The following is a 17,215-nucleotide window of genomic DNA, read 5'->3' on the forward strand; positions in this document are numbered from 1 at the left end:
TCGCCTTACGGTGGAGCTGTGCGTAGATGTGATCAAGAGACAGGATGGCCAGGGCCGCATCGTGCTGCGCGCCGCGCCTGGCCCGGGCGAGGGCTCCTGGGTGCAGATCCGGGCGAAGGGGGCCAGCCGTCCGCTGCTGAGCCGCCTGCTCCGCCCCGGCGAGACCTATACCGTGCCGGCGGGCGAGGGGATGACCCTGACCACCGGCAAGGCCGACGCGCTGGAGATCATCGTGGACGGGCAGACGAGTCCCTTCCTGGCGGGCCGGACCAATGTGGTTCGCGACATCCCGCTGGACCCGGACCGCCTCCGCAACCCGGCCCCGGCGGGCGGCTGACGCCCTCCGGCCGGATTTGCGGCCGGGAAACCGGCCCGGATGAGGCGTGACATTTCGATGAAAGCCGTGCGCCGCCCTCGCCGGTCATGGCCGCCCCGGTCTCCGCGCGCCCCGCCAAGGCTTGGCCCATGCCCTGGCTCCTGCCATATCTTGGCCGTCTGAACTGACTATCCGATCCCTGCCGGCCGTACAGGAATTTCCATGTCCTACCGTCCCTACCAGCAGATCCTGCGCCGCAAGTCCCGCCAGATCCGCGTGGGCAACGTGCTGGTGGGCGGGGATGCGCCGATCTCCGTCCAGACCATGACCAACACACCGACCGAGGATGCCGAGGCGACCATCGCCCAGATCCGCCGGGCGGAGGTCGCGGGGGTGGACATCGTCCGCGTCTCCTGCCCGACGCCGGAGGCGACCGCGGCGCTGCGCGAGATCACCCGCGAAGTGAACGTGCCGGTCGTGGCGGACATCCACTTCCACTACAAGCGCGCCATCGAGGCGGCGCAGAACGGCGCCGCCTGCCTGCGTATCAACCCGGGCAATATCGGCTCGGCCGAGCGGGTGAAGGAGGTCATCCGGGCCGCCCGGGACCATGGCTGCTCCATTCGCATCGGCGTGAATGCCGGCAGCCTGGAGAAGCACCTGCTGGAGAAGTATGGCGAGCCGAACCCGGAGGCGCTGGTGGAAAGCGCGCTGTGGCATGCCGACCACCTGCTGCAGAACGGCTTCGACGAGTTCAAGATCAGCGTGAAGGCGTCCGACGTCTTCCTGGCCGTGGCGGCCTATACCGCCCTGGCCGAGGCTTGCGACCATCCGCTGCATGTCGGCATCACCGAGGCGGGCGGCAAGCGCGCCGGCACGGTGAAGTCCTCCATCGGCATGGGCAACCTGCTCTGGGCCGGGATCGGCGACACGATCCGCGTCTCGCTTTCCGCCGAGCCGGAGGAGGAGGTGCATGTCGGCTGGGAGATGCTGAAGACGCTCGGCCTGCGGCACCGGGGCGTGAAGATCATCTCCTGCCCCTCCTGCGCGCGGCAGGGCTTCAACGTGATCCAGACCGTGGCCACGCTGGAGGAGCGGCTCGCCCATATCGAGGTGCCGATGAGCCTCTCGATCATCGGCTGCGTGGTGAACGGGCCGGGCGAGGCGCTGATGACGGACCTGGGCGTGACCGGCGGCGGCAATGGCCGCCACATGGTCTATGCCGCCGGCAAGACCGACCACACGGTCGATGCGGGCGACATGATCGAGCATATCGTCGAGCTGGTAGAGGCCAAGGCGGCGCAGCTCCTGGCCGAGAAGAAGGCCGAGGCCGAGCGCAACGAGCAGGGCCACGAGGCGCCCCAGGCAGCGGAGTAGCGTCGGCTTAGCCGTTCCGCTCAGGCGGCGCGGTAGGCGCCGTCCCGCAGCACGGGCGCCGTGGCGCTGGCATCCTCCTCCAGCGCCAGGTCCACGTCGCCGGAATAGCCGCGCGACACCAGCTCCTGCCCCGAGGTGCAGAGGCGGATCATCCGGCCCAGCCGGTGCCCCGCCGCGCGCCAGGCATCGCGCGCGACTTCCGCCTCCGGTGAAGCTTCTCCACCCAGGTGCTCGATGATCGCCCCGGCGCCGAGCAGGTCCTCGATCGCCGGGCGCAGCCCGCCATCAGGCCAGAGCTCCCCGGCCGGGATCACCCCCACCGCGCCCGTACCGGCGAGGCGCCGCGCGGCGGCCGCCACCGCCCTGGCATTGCGCAGGCATCCGGCCAGGACCGGGATGCGCCGCCGCGTCCCAGCCGCCGCCACGGAAAGGCGCGAGCCGTTGGGCGAGGGCAGCAGCAGCCGCGTGCCGCGCGGGATGGTAGCGAGGCTGGCGGGGGAGAGGCTGTACTGGCCGCCCGCCGCGTTCCGGGGATGGGCCAGGGTGGCGCCGAGACGGGCCGCCTCCTGCTGTGCCGCCCGCTGGTCCGAGAAGGGGAAGGGATGCACGATCGCCCCGCGCGCCACGGCGATGTCCACGGCGGTGGAGAAGGACAGGACATCGACGATGACCAGCGCCGCGGTCCGCTCATGGAGGGCGAGGAGCCCGGCCATGCCCCATTCGCAGAGAGTGTCCGGCATGGATGTCCCTCGGCACGTCATGTCCAGATCACTGGACTCGGGGCCCGACGTCACACATCACCCGCTGCGGCACCGGCCCTTTCCGGCCTGTCACGGACTGCCAGCCGGCATGTCCATGTCCATCATCTGCTCCAAGTCCTGGGGAGCGCCGCGATCTCCCGCGATTGGCTTTCCTGCTCATCGTGGAGCGTATAGGCCCGGAGCGGCGATACGGCAGGAAGTTGAGCGCCCGGGCTGCGTGGCGTCGTGATCTCGCTGAGGGTTCCATACCAGCCGAGGATATTGCGCGCGTCATCGCATCGTGGCGCGCCCCAGGCGCGCATCCAGTGCCACCTGCCATCGGAGAGCCGGGCCTGGAAATCGACATCATAGACCTTGCCCGTTCTCAGGCACTCCATCCACTGTGCGCGGACTGCGGCGCGCTGCTCGGGATGGACGATATCCAGCCAGCCATGGTTGCGCGTCTGCTCATAGGTCTGGCCGGTCAGATGGAAGATGCGCGGATTTGCGCGTGTCATCTGGCCGTCCGGCGTCGTCATCCAGAAGAGATGGGGGCAGTTGTCCAGGATGAAGCGGAACTGCTCTTCCTGGTCGCGCAGGGCATCCAGGGATATTTTTCTGGTATCGATATCCTCCTTCTGGCCATACCAGCGCAGCACGGTGCCATCAGGCGCCTTCTGCGGGGCGACATAGGAGCGGAACCAGCGATAGCTGCCATCGGGCATCCGGTAACGCAGTTCCTCATCGTAAACGCTCCCGTTGCTGAGGGCACGCCCCCAGGACGCCTTGATCCGGTCGCGATCAGCGGGATGGACTATGTTCGTCCATTTTGTTCCCCGCACATCATCGAGTACCAGGCCCATCATCCTGGCATAGCTTTCGTCGATCGCTTCGATCTGGCCCTGGGCGTCCATCTGCCATGAAAGCCGCGGACTGAGAGTGGCCGCGATGCGGTAATGTTCTTCGCTCTTGCGCAGGGCCTCCTCGGTTTTCTTGTTCTCGGTGATGTCGATGACAATGATCGAGTAACCAAGCAGTTCGCCGACTTCATCGGGAACCCGGTGGATGAAAAGGAGGTGTGTTCCGCCGTCGGGCAGCTTTCTTTCATAAGCCGGGGCAGGCAGATTCCGCGCCCAGTAGGAGTGAAGCCAGGCGATCCGGCCCACACCCTCCGGCATCACGTCATTGACTTGGCGTCCGATGACATCGTCGAGCGGCCTGCCGAGATTCCTCGCAAAAACGGGGCTGGCATCCTTGATGACGTAATCCAGCCCCAGGAAACAGATCGACATGTTATCGGAAGCATAGAGCGCGGAAATCTGGTGCGCCCGTTGTTCCAGGGTCAGGTTCGCGGGATCTGTGGCGAAGGCAGCAGAGGCGGGGCCCCGAAGAAGGCCCGGCACCGCATTGGCCGGGACAGGGCGGCTGAACAGATAGCCCTGGGCGTAGCCACACCCGATCTTTTGCAGCAGTTCGGCCTGTTCCAGGGTTTCCACGCCTTCCGCGATCACGGAAAGGTCCAGGCTTTGTCCAAGGCCGACCACCGCTGCCACGATCTTCCGGCTTTCCTTCTGTTCCAGCATGGACCGGACAAAACTCGTATCGATCTTGATTTTGGAGAATGGCAGGGTCCGCAACCAAGTCAGGCTCGAATAGCCGGTGCCGAAATCATCCAGTGAAATGGCGCAGCCCATGGCGATGATCTGTTCCAGGACGCGCCTGGAATTCTTCTCGTCTTCGAGAATGGCTGTTTCGGTGATTTCGATATGCAGCCGTTCCAGGGGGAAGCCGAACTCCTTCGCCAGGCTGGCGATGCGTTCCGGCAGATGGGGATGTTGGAGTTGTGTTGGCGAAAGATTGAAGGCGAGGTAGAAATCCCCATCCCAGTCCTGCGCCGCGGCAAAGGACTGGCGCATGAGTGAATCGAGCAGCTCGTCCAGCATATCGGCCTTTTCGGCATGGAAAACAAAGACGGAAGGTGGAATGTTCCCTTGTTTTTCGTCATGCCAACGGGCCAGAACCTCGAAGCCAACGGTTCTGTTTTCCTCCAGGGAAACAATCGGCTGAAAATAAGGCGTGATGTTGCCGCCGATCAGTGCCGAGGAGAAGGCGATATTGAAACGTGCCTGAGATGTGAACATCAAATCGCTCTTCATGCAATTTTCGTGGGCCACGGCGTTCCACTCGTTACGGGTTTCATCCCGGCCATGAAAGTTCGGGGTGACGGCGTGGCACCGGAATTGTTCTGACCACGAATGCCTGTGGCGGCTGCCCGGTGGTCGGGTCCGCGTGGGGGCGAGGCGGTATTATGCCGAGGCATGCTTCGGGGTGCCGTCGCGGCGGGCTTCATGCCAAAGGCAGCATGCCGTCCTATGGGAGTCATCACGGTACACAACCACGAGTTGCTTTTCAATGTTTGCTTAACTTTAAGGGCGCACGTCCATTTGCGATCCCGGCAAGGAGGTTCCACGACGAGGATTTTCGGTTCCAGCGAGCCTAATCGCCGGTTTCTGTTCAGGACATTCCGGGGGCACTGGATAACATCAGAGCAGGCCGTTTCACGCTCTCTCTCGCCCAAAGCGGCAAGCGGTGGTAACTGCGCCCGATCATGGCCTCCCAGCTTCAGCCCGCCCGCGGTACGCGCGATCTCATCGGCGAGGATTTCGCCCGGCACCACCATGTCATCGCCACGGCGCATCGCGTCGCGGCGCTCTATGGATTCGAGGAATGGGCGACCCCCATCTTCGAGGATACGCGGGTCTTCTCGCGCTCGCTGGGCGAGACCTCGGATGTCGTCTCCAAGGAGATGTACACCTTCCCGGACCGGGGCGGGGAGAGCCTGACGCTGCGGCCCGAGGGCACGGCCGGGGTGTGCCGGGCGCTGGTCTCCAATGGGCTGACCCAGGGCAACCTGCCGCGCAAGGTCTTCTATGCCGGGCCGATGTTCCGCTACGAGCGGCCGCAGAAGGGCCGCTACCGGCAGTTCCACCAGATCGGCCTGGAGATCCTGGGCGCGGCGGAGCCGCTCTCGGATGCCGAGGCCATTGCCTGCGGCTGGCACATCCAGCAGGAGCTGGGCATCGCCGAGGGCACGGTGCTGGAGATCAACACGCTGGGCGATGCGCCCTCCCGCGAGGCGCACCGGGCGGCGCTGGTGGCCTATTTCACCGAGCGGAAGGGGAGCCTTTCCGCCGACAGCCTGGTGCGGCTGGAAAAGAACCCCCTGCGTATCCTGGACAGCAAGGACCCGGGCGACAAGGCGCTGGTGGCGGACGCACCCTCGATCCACGACCACCTGACCGAGGCGGCGCGGGCGCATTACGAGGCGGTGCGGCGTTACCTGGACGGGTTCGGCGTGCCCTACCGGGTCAATCCGCACATCGTGCGGGGCCTGGACTACTACAGCCACACCGCCTTCGAGTTCGTGACGGAGCGGCTGGGGGCCCAGGGCACGGTGATGGCCGGCGGCCGCTATGACGGGCTGGTCGAGGAGATGGGCGGGCCGCACACCCCCTCGGTCGGCTGGGCGGCGGGGATCGAGCGGCTGTCCATGCTGATGGAGGGCGCCCCCGAGGCGCCGCGCCCGGTGGCGGTGATCCCCGTGGGCGAGGCAGCCGAGGCAGCGGCGATCGCGGCGGTGCAGTCGCTGCGCCGGAGCGGGCTGGTCGCGGAGATCGCCTACAAGGGCAACACCAAGCGCCGCATGGAGCGGGCCAACAGGCTGAAGGCGCGCGCCGCCGTGCTGATCGGCGAGGAGGAGCTGGCGCGCGGCGTGGCGCAGGTGAAGGACCTCGATGCCGGCACGCAGCGGGAGGTGCCGCTGGATGCGCTGGCCGCCGCGCTGCTGGAGGCGGGCGAGGGCTGACCGTGGCGCTTCCGGAGAAGCTGGATCGGCTCCTGTTCCGCGCCGAGGAGATCCGCCACACGCTGAACACCGCCGATGGCGGGCAGATCGGCGCGCTGACCAGGGAGCTTTCGGAACTCGACCCGCTGGTCGAGAAGGTCACCGCCCTGCGCAATGCCGAACGGGCCCGGGACGAGGCCGAGGCGCTGCTGGCCGACCCCGAGATGCGCGAGCTGGCCGAGGCGGAGTACCAGGCGCAGAAGGAGGCCGTGCCGGCGCTGGAGCATGAGATCCGCCTCATGCTGCTGCCGAAGGACGCGGCCGACGAGCGCAGCGCCATCCTGGAGATCCGCCCCGCCGCCGGGGGCGACGAGGCCGGGCTCTTCGCCGCCGAGCTGTTTCGCGCCTACCAGCGCTATGCCGAGTCGCGCCGCTGGCGCTTCGAGGTGCTGGACTACGACGAGAACGAGCTGGGCGGGGTGAAGGGGGCCAGTGCCGAGATCGCGGGGCAGGGGGTCTTCGCCCGGCTGAAGTTCGAATCCGGTGTCCACCGCGTGCAGCGCGTGCCGGCCACGGAGACCCAGGGCCGTATCCACACCTCCACGGTGACGGTGGCGGTGCTGCCGGAGGCCGAGGAGGTGGATGTGCAGATCGACGAGAAGGACCTGCGGATCGACACCTATCGCGCCTCGGGCGCCGGCGGGCAGCACGTGAACAAGACGGACAGCGCCGTCCGCATCACCCACCTGCCCACCGGCGTCGTGGTGGCGATGCAGGAGGAGCGCTCCCAGCACAAGAACCGCGCGAAGGCGATGAAGGTGCTGCGCGCGCGGCTCTACGACGCGCAGCGCACCAGCCTCGACGCCACGCGCACCGATGCCCGGCGCGCCCAGGTCGGCACCGGCGACCGCAGCGAGCGCATCCGCACCTACAACTTCCCCCAGGGGCGGGTGACGGACCACCGCATCGGCCTGACCCTGCACAAGATCGACCGGGTGATGCTGGGCGAGCTCGACGAGCTGATCGATGCCCTGACCGCCGAGGACCAGGCGGCCCGCCTGGCGGCGCAGGGGGAATGAGGGCGGAGGAATGAGCGACTCCTGCGCCGATCCGAAGGGCTCGGTCGGTGCCTTCCTGTGCCGGGCGGGGCAGCATCTGCGCGCCGCCGCCATCCCGCAGCCGCGGATGGAGGCGCGGATGCTGCTGGCCCGTGCCATGGGAGTGACGCAGGAGGCCCTGCTGCGCGACCCGCGCGCCCCGGTGCCGGAGGCGGCCGCCGCGCCTTTCGCGGAAATGCTCCGGCGGCGCCTCGACGGGGCGCCGATGGCCTATCTCACCGGCAGCCAGGGCTTCTGGACGCTGGACCTCGCGACCTCGCCGGACACCCTGATCCCCCGCGCTGATACCGAAACCCTGGTCGAGGCGGCGCTGGAGCTGTTTCCGCAGCGGGCGGCGGTGGGGCGCATCCTCGATTTTGGCACCGGCACCGGGGCGATCCTGCTGGCGGCGCTGGCGGAATTCCCGGCGGCCTTCGGGGTGGGGGTGGACCTGGTGCCGGGGGCGGCGGCGCTGGCGGCGCGGAACGCCCGCCGCAACGCGCTCGGGGATCGATGCGCCTTCCTGGCCGGCTCCTGGGCGGAGGCGCTGGCGGGGCGCTTCGACCTGATCCTGTCCAACCCGCCCTACATCGAAAGCGCGGCCATCGCCGGGCTGATGCCCGAGGTGGCGCGGCACGAGCCCCTTTCCGCCCTGGATGGCGGGCCCGACGGGCTGGTGGCCTATCGTGCCCTGGCAGGCTGCCTGCTGCGGCTGCTGGCGCCGGAAGGCCGGGCCGTGCTCGAACTCGGGCAGGGGCAGGAACCGGCGGTCGCGGCGCTGATGCGCGATGCGGGGCTGCGGGTGCCGGGGGCGAGGCAGGACCTGGGCGGTATCGCCCGTGCCCTGATCGTGGCCCCTTGACCACGGCCCTGGAAAACGCGGGCGGGCCTGCCTATCTATGCGGCAACTGGCATCGTTTCCCGCGCGGCGCATGGCACCTTTGCCATGCCGGGTGCCGGTCGCCCGCCATGGCCCTGAAAAAAGGGTTGGCGCGGCCGAATGGCGCCGCTAGGTTGCCCTGGCGGACCCTGCGGACCTCAAGAGGCGTAAGCAGGTTGTCACGTTCGGCGCTTCAGGTGGCAAATCCACCAGCCGGCGTGCCGCGTGGGAAGAGAACCACCATCGCTAGTCCAGCCGGCGGAGCACGAAGATGCCCCCGGCCGGCTGCAGCATGAGAGTGCGAACACGACACCCATGAATATGAAGCGCATGCGCGGCCGTGGCGGCCACCGTCATGGCGGCGGCGGCCAACAGGGCGGAGGCGGCGGCGGCGGTTTCCGCCAAAGCGGCCAGCAGCCGATGAACCGGAACCACGTGTTCGACTCTTCCGGACCGGATATGCGAATGCGGGGCACCGCACAGCAGCTTTTCGAGAAGTATCTCCAGCTCGGCCGCGACGCGACCGGCTCCGGCGACCGCGTGATGGCGGAGAGCTATTTCCAGCACGCCGAGCACTACTTCCGCATCCTGAACGCCATGACCCAGGCGCAGCAGCAGAACCAGCCGGGCGAGCGCCAGGGTGGCGACCGCCAGAACGCGGAACGCCAGAACGGTGAGCGCAATGGCGACCGGCGCCGCTGGCAGAACAATGCCGGGCCCGACGACCAGGGCCACGGCGGCGAGCCGGGCGAGGGCGAGGAACAGGGCCTCAACGGCCATTCCGACAGCGACGACGCCTCGGACGAGCCGCGCCACCCCATCCAGTGACGGCCGCGCGGTGACGCCGGTCCTGTAATGCCTGCCCGGTAACGGCCCGGTCCGTCCGGACTGGGCGCCCCGGCTGCCCGTCACTCCGATCCGGCCCGCCCCTACGGGCAGGCCGGGCTACGAGGCCGCGCGCCTCAGGTGATGACCGCCACCTCGACATGGCCGCGCCGGCCCAGGACGTTCAGCGACACGCTGCCGTCGGTCCCGTGGCGGCGCAGCCGGACATCGACGCTGGCGTCATTCAGCGTCAGGTTGTCGATGCGCAGCTCCTCCAGCCAGGGCGGCAGGACCGGGTGCACGAAGCGGATCACCCGCATCTCCGGCCGGAAGGAGATCCCCAGCATGGCGCCGATCACCGCGAAGGCGCTGGCGGCGGCCCAGGCCTGCGGCAGGCAGGCGACGGGATAGGCGGTCGGCCCCTCGGCATCGATGCGCGGGAAGCCGCAGAAGAGTTCCGGCAGGCGCTTCATGTCCACGGCCAGCGCCGTGTCGAAGAGGCCGCTGGCGATCCGCTCCAGGGCCTCGTTCATGCCGTAGCGCTTCAGCCCCATGGCGATCAGCCCATTGTCGTGCGGCCAGACGCTGCCGTTGTGATAGGACATCGGGTTGTAGCGGGCCTCGCCCTCCGGGATGGTGCGGATGCCCCAGCCGCAGAAGGATCGCGGGTCGAGCAGGGTCTCGGCGAGCTGCGCCGCCCGTTCGGGCAGGGCGAGGCCGGTCAGCAGGGCATGGCCCGCATTGCTGTTGCGGACGCGGCAGGGACGGTTCTCGCCGTCCAGCGCCAAGGCATAGGTTCCCAGTTCCTCGCACCAGAAGAGACGGTCCACGGTTTCCCGCAAGGCGCCGGCCCGCACCAGCCAGCCCCCCGCGGCCTCCTCCTCCACACCCAGCAGGCCGGCCAGCTGCGCCGCTCCGCGCCAGGCGGCCTCGGCATAGGCCTGCACCTCGATCAGCGCGATCGGCGCATCGGCGAGGCGGCCGTCGGCGTGGAAGACGCTGTCGAAACTGTCCTTCCAGCCCTGGTTGACCAGCCCGTTCACCGAGCGCCGGTCATAGCGCAGCAGCCCGTCCTCGCCCGACCCGCCATGCGCCTTCATCCAGCCCAGGGCCCGGACGACGGCTGGCCAGATCTCGCGGATCGTCGCGAGGTCGCCGCTGCGCTCCGCATAGGCGGCGGCGAGCACCACGAAGAGCGGCGTGGAATCGACCGAGCCGTAGTACTGGCCGAAGGGGACCTCTCCCAGCGCTGCCATCTCGCCGCGGCGCATCTCGTGCAGGATCTTGCCCGGCTCGGCGTCCCGCTTCGGGTCCAGCGTCTCCGCCTGGTGCGCCGCCAGGAAGCGCAGCGTCCCGCGCGCCAGGAAGGGGTCCACCCAGAGGCATTGCAGCGCCGAGATCAGGCTGTCCCGCCCGAAGGGGCAGGAGAACCATGGGATGCCAGCATAGGGGAAGGGGCCCTGGGGCATGCTGGTGGTGAGCATGGCCAGGTCCGCCTGGGAGCGGTGGACCCAGTCGTTGAAGGCGGCGTTGGAGGTATGGACCATGGCACGCTCCTCCACCCGGCGCATGGTCCAGCGACGCAGGTCGTCCAGCAGCATGTCGAAATCCGGCACCGGCTCCGGTGCCCGGTCGCTGCGGAGGCAGCGGATGGTCACGCCGAGATGCCAGGACTCGCCGGGCTCCAGAGCGAGTAGCCAGATGCTCTCGCGGCCCTGGTGGCGGGCCGGCCGGGGCTCGAAGGTCAGTTCGGTCTGGCGGGTGACGCCGTCCAGCCCGGTATAGCCCAGGCGTATCCCGGCTCCGGTCTTCGCCACGGCATGCCTTTCGCCCCGCCGGGCGCGCTTCATGCCGCGCACCTCGAAGATGTCGGCGAAATCAGCGGAATGGGTGAGCGAGATCTCGAAGCTCAGCGGCTTGTCGCCGAAATTCTCGACATAAAGCCGTTCCTGCACCACGCCCGGGCCCAGGACCATCTTCCGTTGCAGATGTAGCGTGTCCCGCTTCAGCACCGTCCCGTCGGTCAGGTGCAGGTCGGGATTGGTCATGTTGATGGAGAGCAGCGCGTTGTCCTGGCTCACCGCCGAGGAGAGCAGCAGCGGCCGGATGCCGCCCAGGCGTAGCGACATGCGCGACAGGTGGCGGGCATCGTCGTGGAACAGGCCCTCCGCCGTGTTCCCGATCGCCTGGGCATCGCCGTAGTGGTCCAGAACCAGGAAGGTGTCGCCGCATTTGAGCGTCCGGGGCCGGTAGAGGCTCAGGGCCGTGGCGGCGGTGGCGGCGATCGCCCATTCCCCTTCCGTGTTGACGACGGATGGCGCCGGCGAGTCGTTCATGCTGTCTCTGCCCCTGTTGCTGTCTGCGGAAGCGCCGTTCCGGAGCCAGGCCCGGCCACGCCCCGGCAGAGGGACGCCGCACGGGACGCAGCCCGAGTTTCCTCGGCCCGGAGGCCGCGGAAACACCGTGGAGGAACGGAAAAGGCAGTCCGACCCCACCGGACTGCCTCAACTTCCGCTTGCGGGGCGGAGTTTCCCGGAAGCGGCCGGCGCCTGTCCAGGGGGACATGCGCCGATCCGCAAGCGTATCAGACGGCCCGGAGCACCGCCGGGCGCTGCTGGGCGATCATGCCGTGGTAGAGGGCAAGATGGTCCTCCGCCATGCGCCGGGCGGTGAAGCGCTCCTCGAAGCAGGCGCGGACCTTGTGGCGGCTCAGTTCGCCCAGGCGCTTCACGGCGGCCACGGCGTTCACCTCGTCATGGACGATGAAGCCGGAACGGCCGGGATCGATCACCTCCGGCACGGAGCCGTGGCTGAAGGCGATCACCGGGGTGCCGCAGGACATCGCCTCGATCATCACCAGGCCGAAGGGCTCGGGCCAGCAGATCGGCATCAGCAGGGCGCGGGCCTTGCCGAGGAAGGCGGCCTTCTCCTGCTCGTTGATCTCGCCGATGAACTCGACGCCCGGGCCGTCCAGCATCGGACGGATAACCTCGTCGAAATAGTCCCTGTCGGCGCGGTCCACCTTGGCGGCGATCTTCAGCGGGATGCCGGCGGCACGCGCGATCCGGATCGCGGCGTCCGGACCCTTCTCCGGCGAGATGCGGCCGAGGAAGGCGAGATAGCCGCCTTCGCCCTGGCCCATCGGCAGCAGGTCCTTCGGCAGGCCGTGCAGGATGGTGCCGGCCCAGTTCACGTTCTTCAGCGGGCGGCGCTGCGAATCGGAGATCGAGATGAAGGGCGCGCGGGGGTAGGCGTCCATCAGCGGCTGCAGCTCCTTGAGGTCGAGCCGGCCGTGGAAGGTGGTGACATAGGGCGTGTCCCGCTCCCGCATCACGGGGAGCTGGAAATGGTCGATGTGGAAATGCACGATGTCGAACTGGTCGAGCATGTCCACCACGCGCGTCACCGCCAGCACATGCGGCGAGACCGGGTCGCGCGACTCCGGGTCCAGGCGCAGGGCCACCGGCACGACCGCTTCCAGATTGGCGCTGGTGATGCTGTCGCCGGAGGCGAAGAGGGTCACCTCGTGCCCCATCGCGACCAGTTCTTCCGTCAGGTAGGAGACGATACGCTCGGTTCCCCCGTACAGCTTGGGGGGCACGGCCTCGGCCAGCGGGGCCACCTGGGCGATACGCATTCTCGAAGTCTCTCCTCGTTACGGACCGGTACAGGACAGGGCCGCTGGCGAGGTTCGGAAGCCGCCACGGGCCGGGCTGGCCTCAGACTCCGGGCGGTCATTTCGCATAAGCGAAGAACCGTCCGCCGGGTTTCGTCCTGCACGATGGTGCCGTGCAACAAGACGCAGTTGCACCTCGTCTCTGGACGCCATCAGGGCCGCATTGCGGCGTTTTCGTGGCGGCCCGGGAACGGATCGGGAAGCGGATCGGTTCCGGGGCGCGCCGGCCGGGCGCCACGGGAGGCCGGTCTTCCCGCCAGGCGAGGCTAGGTCCCGGGACGGGGCAGCCGACCGGAACCGGCACCGTGGCCCATCCCCTTGATCCCCATGGGTTCGCGGCGCGGCGAGGGGAGGGCGGTTCAGACCGGCTCCAGGGAATCGCCCACGGCCACCCGGCCACCTTCCAGCACGGCGGCATGCACGCCCAGATCCGCATGGCCGAAATGTTCCCGCAGCAGGCGCGGCACGTCGCAGTCCCGCTCGCCGGTCTCCAGGTCCACCTGGGTCGCCGGGCAGCGCACCGTGCGCTTGAAGATCTCCAGCCGCGCGCCGCCGAGCAGGACCTCCTGCCCCAGCCAGCCGAACTCGGCCCAGGCGGGCAGGCCGGAGAAATAGATGTTGGCGCGGAAACGCAGCGGGTCGAGCTGCCGGCCGATTGCCTGTTCCAGCGCCCGCAGGCTGGCGAGGTTGATCAGGGAGATGCCCTTGCGCTTCTGGTCGGTGAAGGCGTGGCCCGGCGCCTCGACGAACCGGAGCTGGCCGCGCGCCTCCGTGCCCAGGAACCGGGTGATGAAATCGGCAATGGCGGCGCGGCCTTCCGCGCTGTGCGTCGAGGCGGCGAGTCGGCCCTCGCCTGCCGCCCCGCCCTGAGGACCACGGATCACGAGGAGGCCGGAGCGGGAATCGAAGGCGCTGTGCAGCAGGGCCACCCGGGCATTGGCCATCAGGCAGGCGAAGTTCTGCTTGGGCAGGAAGCGCGGCGCCGATTCGTCGAAGGGCGCGTCCCCCTGCGCCAGGGCGAAGCGGCGATCATGCGGGATGACCTCGCCCTCCGCGAGCATGATCTCCTCCAGGCTCTCGGCGCTCAGCCCTTTGACCGGGTAGCGATAGAGATGTTCGATGCGCATGACGGCTAACCTCTTGAACTCCCTCTTCGAGCGTTACCACATCGGAGGCAGCAGCGGCGCCCCCATTGCCTGATAGGGATGGAGGTGCCGGTCGCCTCAAAGGAGGGGCCATAACAGATGGATATCGAGAAGCTTACCGAACGCGCCCGCGGCTTCCTGCAGGCCGCGCAGACCATCGCGATCCGGGAATTCCACCAGCAGATCACCCCGCAGCACCTGCTCAAGGCACTGCTAGACGACGAGGAAGGCGCGGCTGCCGGGCTGATCCGTGCCGCCGGCGCCGATCCCGTTGCCGCCAAGCGGGAGGTGGATGCCGAGGTGGCGCGTCTGCCCGTGGTGAAGGGCAGCGGCGCCGGCCAGCCGCAGGTGACGCCGGAGCTGATGCGGGTGCTGGACGCCGCGCAGCAGCAGGCAACCAAGGCGGGCGACGCCTATGTGGCGCAGGACCGGCTGCTGGTCGCCCTGGCCGGCAGCGACACCGCCGCCGGGCGGGCGCTGAAGCAGGCAGGCGTGACGGTCAAGGCGCTGGAGGCCGCGGTGACGCAGGTCCGCAAGGGCCGCACCGTGGACAGCCCGAGCGCCGAGCAGAATTTCGACGCGCTGAAAAAGTACGCGCGCGACCTGACCGCCGCCGCGCGGGAAGGCAAGCTCGACCCGGTGATCGGGCGCGACGAGGAGATCCGCCGCTCGATCCAGGTGCTGGCGCGGCGGACAAAGAACAATCCGGTGCTGATCGGCGAGCCGGGCGTCGGCAAGACGGCGATCGTCGAGGGACTGGCGCTGCGCATCGTCAACGGCGACGTGCCGGAGGCGCTGAAGAACAAGCAGGTGCTGGCGCTCGACCTGGGTTCGCTGGTGGCCGGTGCCAAGTATCGCGGCGAGTTCGAGGAGCGGCTGAAGGCCGTGCTCTCGGAGATCGAGGCCGCGGCGGGCGAGGTCATCCTCTTCATCGACGAGATGCACACGCTGATGGGCGCGGGCAAGGCGGATGGCGCGATGGACGCGGCCAACCTGCTGAAGCCTGCCCTGGCGCGCGGCGAGCTGCACTGCATCGGCGCGACCACGCTGGATGAGTACCGGAAGTACGTGGAAAAGGACGCGGCCCTGGCCCGCCGCTTCCAGCCGGTCTTCGTGGGCGAGCCGAGCGTGGAGGACACGATCTCCATCCTGCGCGGCATCCGGGAGAAGTACGAGCTGCACCACGGCGTCCGCATTGCGGACTCGGCCCTGGTGGCGGCGGCGACGCTCTCGAACCGCTACATCACCGACCGCTTCCTGCCGGACAAGGCGATCGACCTGGTGGACGAGGCGGCCTCCCGTTTGCGGATGCAGGTGGACAGCAAGCCGGAGGAGCTGGACGAACTCGACCGCCGGCTGATGCAGCTCCGTATCGAGCGCGAGGCGCTGCGGCGTGAGACCGACACGGCCTCCCGCGACCGGCTGGATCGGCTGGAGCGCGAGATCGCCGATCTGGAGGAGCGTTCCAACACGCTGACCCAGCGCTGGCAGGAGGAAAAGGACAAGCTCAACAGCGCCCAGAAGGCCAAGGAGGAGCTGGACCGCGCCCGGACCGAGGTGGAGCTGGCGCAACGCAAGGGCGACTATGGCCGGGCCGGCGAGCTGATGTACGGCGTGATCCCCAAGCTGGAGGCGCAGATCGCCCAGGCGGGCGATGGCGGCCAGCTGGTGAACGAGGCCGTGACCGAGGAAAGCATCGCCCAGGTGGTGAGCCGCTGGACCGGTATTCCGGTGGACCGGATGCTGGAGGGAGAGCGGGCCAAGCTGCTCCGCATGGAGGACGCGCTGCGCAAGCGGGTGGTCGGCCAGGAGGAGGCGCTGGAGGCGGTGTCCAAGGCGGTGCGGCGTGCCCGCGCCGGGCTGCAGGACCCGAACCGGCCGATCGGCAGCTTCCTGTTCCTGGGCCCGACCGGTGTGGGCAAGACCGAGCTGACCAAGGCGCTGGCGAGCTTCCTGTTCGACGACGACAAGGCACTGCTGCGCATCGACATGTCGGAATACATGGAGAAGCACGCGGTCGCCCGGCTGATCGGCGCCCCTCCGGGCTATGTCGGCTATGAGGAAGGCGGCGCGCTCACCGAGGCGGTGCGGCGACGTCCCTATCAGGTCATCCTGTTCGACGAGGTGGAGAAGGCGCATGACGACGTCTTCAACATCCTGCTGCAGGTGCTCGATGACGGACGGCTGACGGACGGGCAGGGGCGGACGGTCGATTTCCGCAACACGCTGATCGTGCTGACCAGCAACCTGGGTTCCGAGATCCTGGCCGCCCAGCCGGACGACGAGGACGTGGACCTGGTGCGCGGGCAGGTGATGAACGTGGTGCGGAGCCGGTTCCGGCCGGAATTCCTGAACCGGCTGGACGAGATCGTGCTGTTCCGCCGCTTGGCGCGGAAGGACATGGCCTCGATCGTCGATATTCAGCTCCGCCGGCTGCGGAGCCTGCTGGCGGATCGCAAGATCACGCTGGAGCTGGACGAGAAGGCGCGGGAATGGCTGGCCGAGGCGGGCTACGACCCGGTCTATGGGGCGCGGCCGCTGCGACGGGTCATCCAGCGGAACCTGCAGGACCGGCTGGCCGGCATGTTGCTGGAGGGCACGGTGCTGGATGGCAGCCGGGTCGAGGTCACGGCCGGCCCGGATGGGCTGGAGATCACCGACCGGCCCGCGGCCGAGGCGCAGCGTTCCGCGGCATGACGGGGCTGCCCGGGGAGATTTTCTCCCCGGGCGACCGGCGCCGAGGCGCCGTGTGACGATGGGATGAAAAAATCGCCTGAGGGGGGTTTACCAGTTTTGCTGCCCCCCATATAAGGCGGCCCACGGACGGCGCGGTTGGTCCTGAGGGGCTGACGGGGCGCTGGGCTGTGATCCCCTGAGGGGTGTTGTTGATTTGTGCTGGATGGCTTTTCCGGGAGGGAGGGCGATCTGGGTGGATTGACGGCGCTCTGAGGCGGGAATTGTTCCTTGAAGGTGTGAATAGGGGTTTTACTGTAGGAAGCCTGGATGTTTTGCTTGAGTGATTTGGCACGAGTGTGCTGGACGACTTGAGTGGGACCGTGGCTGATCTGGCGGTGGACTGGCGGGCCTTGAGAGGCTGGGGGCTGGTGCGTGCTTGAACTGGGGCGGAGGCGTCTGGGCTGTTGTGCCTGGGTGCTGAGGTGCTGGGGAGGGATGCGTGGCTGGCGTCCTGGCGGAGCGGGGAGTGTTGGTTTGCGGCGGGTTGGCTGCTGGTGGACCTGGGGACAGGGCGACATCTGGGTGATGTGAGAGAGTGAGCGGGGGCCGAGGAAGGGTTCGGTTCTCGTGTGCCAAAGA

The 17,215-nt window shown here is 68.5% G+C and carries 12 protein-coding genes; 7 read left to right on the plus strand and 5 right to left on the minus strand.

What is annotated here, in order from left to right:
- Positions 1–337, plus strand: a 337-nt coding sequence (locus ROTAS13_RS07530) for a DUF4115 domain-containing protein (RefSeq protein ID WP_139323284.1), incomplete at its 5' end; no start/stop codon positions are given.
- Between the two features lie 201 nt (positions 338–538).
- On the plus strand, positions 539–1,693 hold the full coding sequence (gene ispG, locus ROTAS13_RS07535) for a flavodoxin-dependent (E)-4-hydroxy-3-methylbut-2-enyl-diphosphate synthase (RefSeq protein ID WP_075821968.1): 1,155 nt from the start codon (positions 539–541) through the stop codon (positions 1,691–1,693).
- Positions 1,694–1,713: 20 nt separating this feature from the next.
- Here ispG and ROTAS13_RS07540 read toward each other — a convergent pair whose 3' ends face one another.
- Together ROTAS13_RS07540 and ROTAS13_RS07545 are read right to left on the minus strand one after the other, a co-directional pair.
- Entirely contained in the window at positions 1,714–2,433 is a 720-nt protein-coding gene (locus ROTAS13_RS07540) for a 2-phosphosulfolactate phosphatase (protein ID WP_075821969.1), read from the minus strand.
- A gap of 122 nt (positions 2,434–2,555) precedes the next feature.
- On the minus strand, positions 2,556–4,589 hold the full coding sequence (locus tag ROTAS13_RS07545; RefSeq protein WP_051544374.1) for an EAL domain-containing protein: 2,034 nt from the start codon (positions 4,587–4,589) through the stop codon (positions 2,556–2,558).
- Between the two features lie 452 nt (positions 4,590–5,041).
- Between ROTAS13_RS07545 and hisS the strand changes: the two genes are divergently transcribed.
- From hisS to ROTAS13_RS28560, 4 genes are all read left to right on the plus strand, one after another.
- Positions 5,042–6,298 carry a histidine--tRNA ligase gene (gene hisS, locus ROTAS13_RS07550; RefSeq protein WP_019462974.1) on the plus strand — a complete coding sequence of 419 codons (1,257 nt, stop codon included), beginning with the start codon at positions 5,042–5,044 and terminating at the stop codon, positions 6,296–6,298.
- 2 nt (positions 6,299–6,300) lie between these two features.
- Positions 6,301–7,356 (plus strand): peptide chain release factor 1, encoded by a 1,056-nt coding sequence (prfA, locus tag ROTAS13_RS07555; RefSeq protein WP_019462975.1) that lies wholly within the window; start codon positions 6,301–6,303, stop codon positions 7,354–7,356.
- 10 nt (positions 7,357–7,366) lie between these two features.
- Positions 7,367–8,236 carry a peptide chain release factor N(5)-glutamine methyltransferase gene (gene prmC, locus ROTAS13_RS07560; protein WP_075821970.1) on the plus strand — a complete coding sequence of 290 codons (870 nt, stop codon included), beginning with the start codon at positions 7,367–7,369 and terminating at the stop codon, positions 8,234–8,236.
- 333 nt (positions 8,237–8,569) lie between these two features.
- The gene (locus ROTAS13_RS28560; RefSeq protein ID WP_058390288.1) at positions 8,570–9,082 is read left to right on the plus strand and encodes a DUF4167 domain-containing protein; all 513 of its coding nucleotides are present in this window, start codon (positions 8,570–8,572) and stop codon (positions 9,080–9,082) included.
- A 134-nt stretch (positions 9,083–9,216) separates the two neighbouring features.
- On the opposite strand, the gene ROTAS13_RS07570 is transcribed toward ROTAS13_RS28560, so the two are convergent.
- From ROTAS13_RS07570 to ROTAS13_RS07580, 3 genes are all read right to left on the minus strand, one after another.
- Positions 9,217–11,415, minus strand: coding sequence for an amylo-alpha-1,6-glucosidase (locus ROTAS13_RS07570; RefSeq protein WP_075821971.1), 2,199 nt, complete (start codon positions 11,413–11,415; stop codon positions 9,217–9,219).
- Positions 11,416–11,663: 248 nt separating this feature from the next.
- Positions 11,664–12,716, minus strand: a complete 1,053-nt coding sequence (locus ROTAS13_RS07575) for a glycosyltransferase family 4 protein (RefSeq protein WP_019462980.1) — start codon at positions 12,714–12,716, stop codon at positions 11,664–11,666.
- 398 nt (positions 12,717–13,114) lie between these two features.
- On the minus strand, positions 13,115–13,882 hold the full coding sequence (locus tag ROTAS13_RS07580) for an MOSC domain-containing protein (RefSeq protein WP_075821972.1): 768 nt from the start codon (positions 13,880–13,882) through the stop codon (positions 13,115–13,117).
- 117 nt (positions 13,883–13,999) lie between these two features.
- Between ROTAS13_RS07580 and clpB the strand changes: the two genes are divergently transcribed.
- Entirely contained in the window at positions 14,000–16,597 is a 2,598-nt protein-coding gene (clpB, locus tag ROTAS13_RS07585) for an ATP-dependent chaperone ClpB (RefSeq protein WP_075821973.1), read from the plus strand.
- Positions 16,598–17,215 lie beyond the last annotated feature (618 nt).

The organism is Roseomonas sp. TAS13 (genome assembly GCF_001950415.1).
Taxonomy (GTDB): domain Bacteria; phylum Pseudomonadota; class Alphaproteobacteria; order Acetobacterales; family Acetobacteraceae; genus Roseomonas; species Roseomonas mucosa.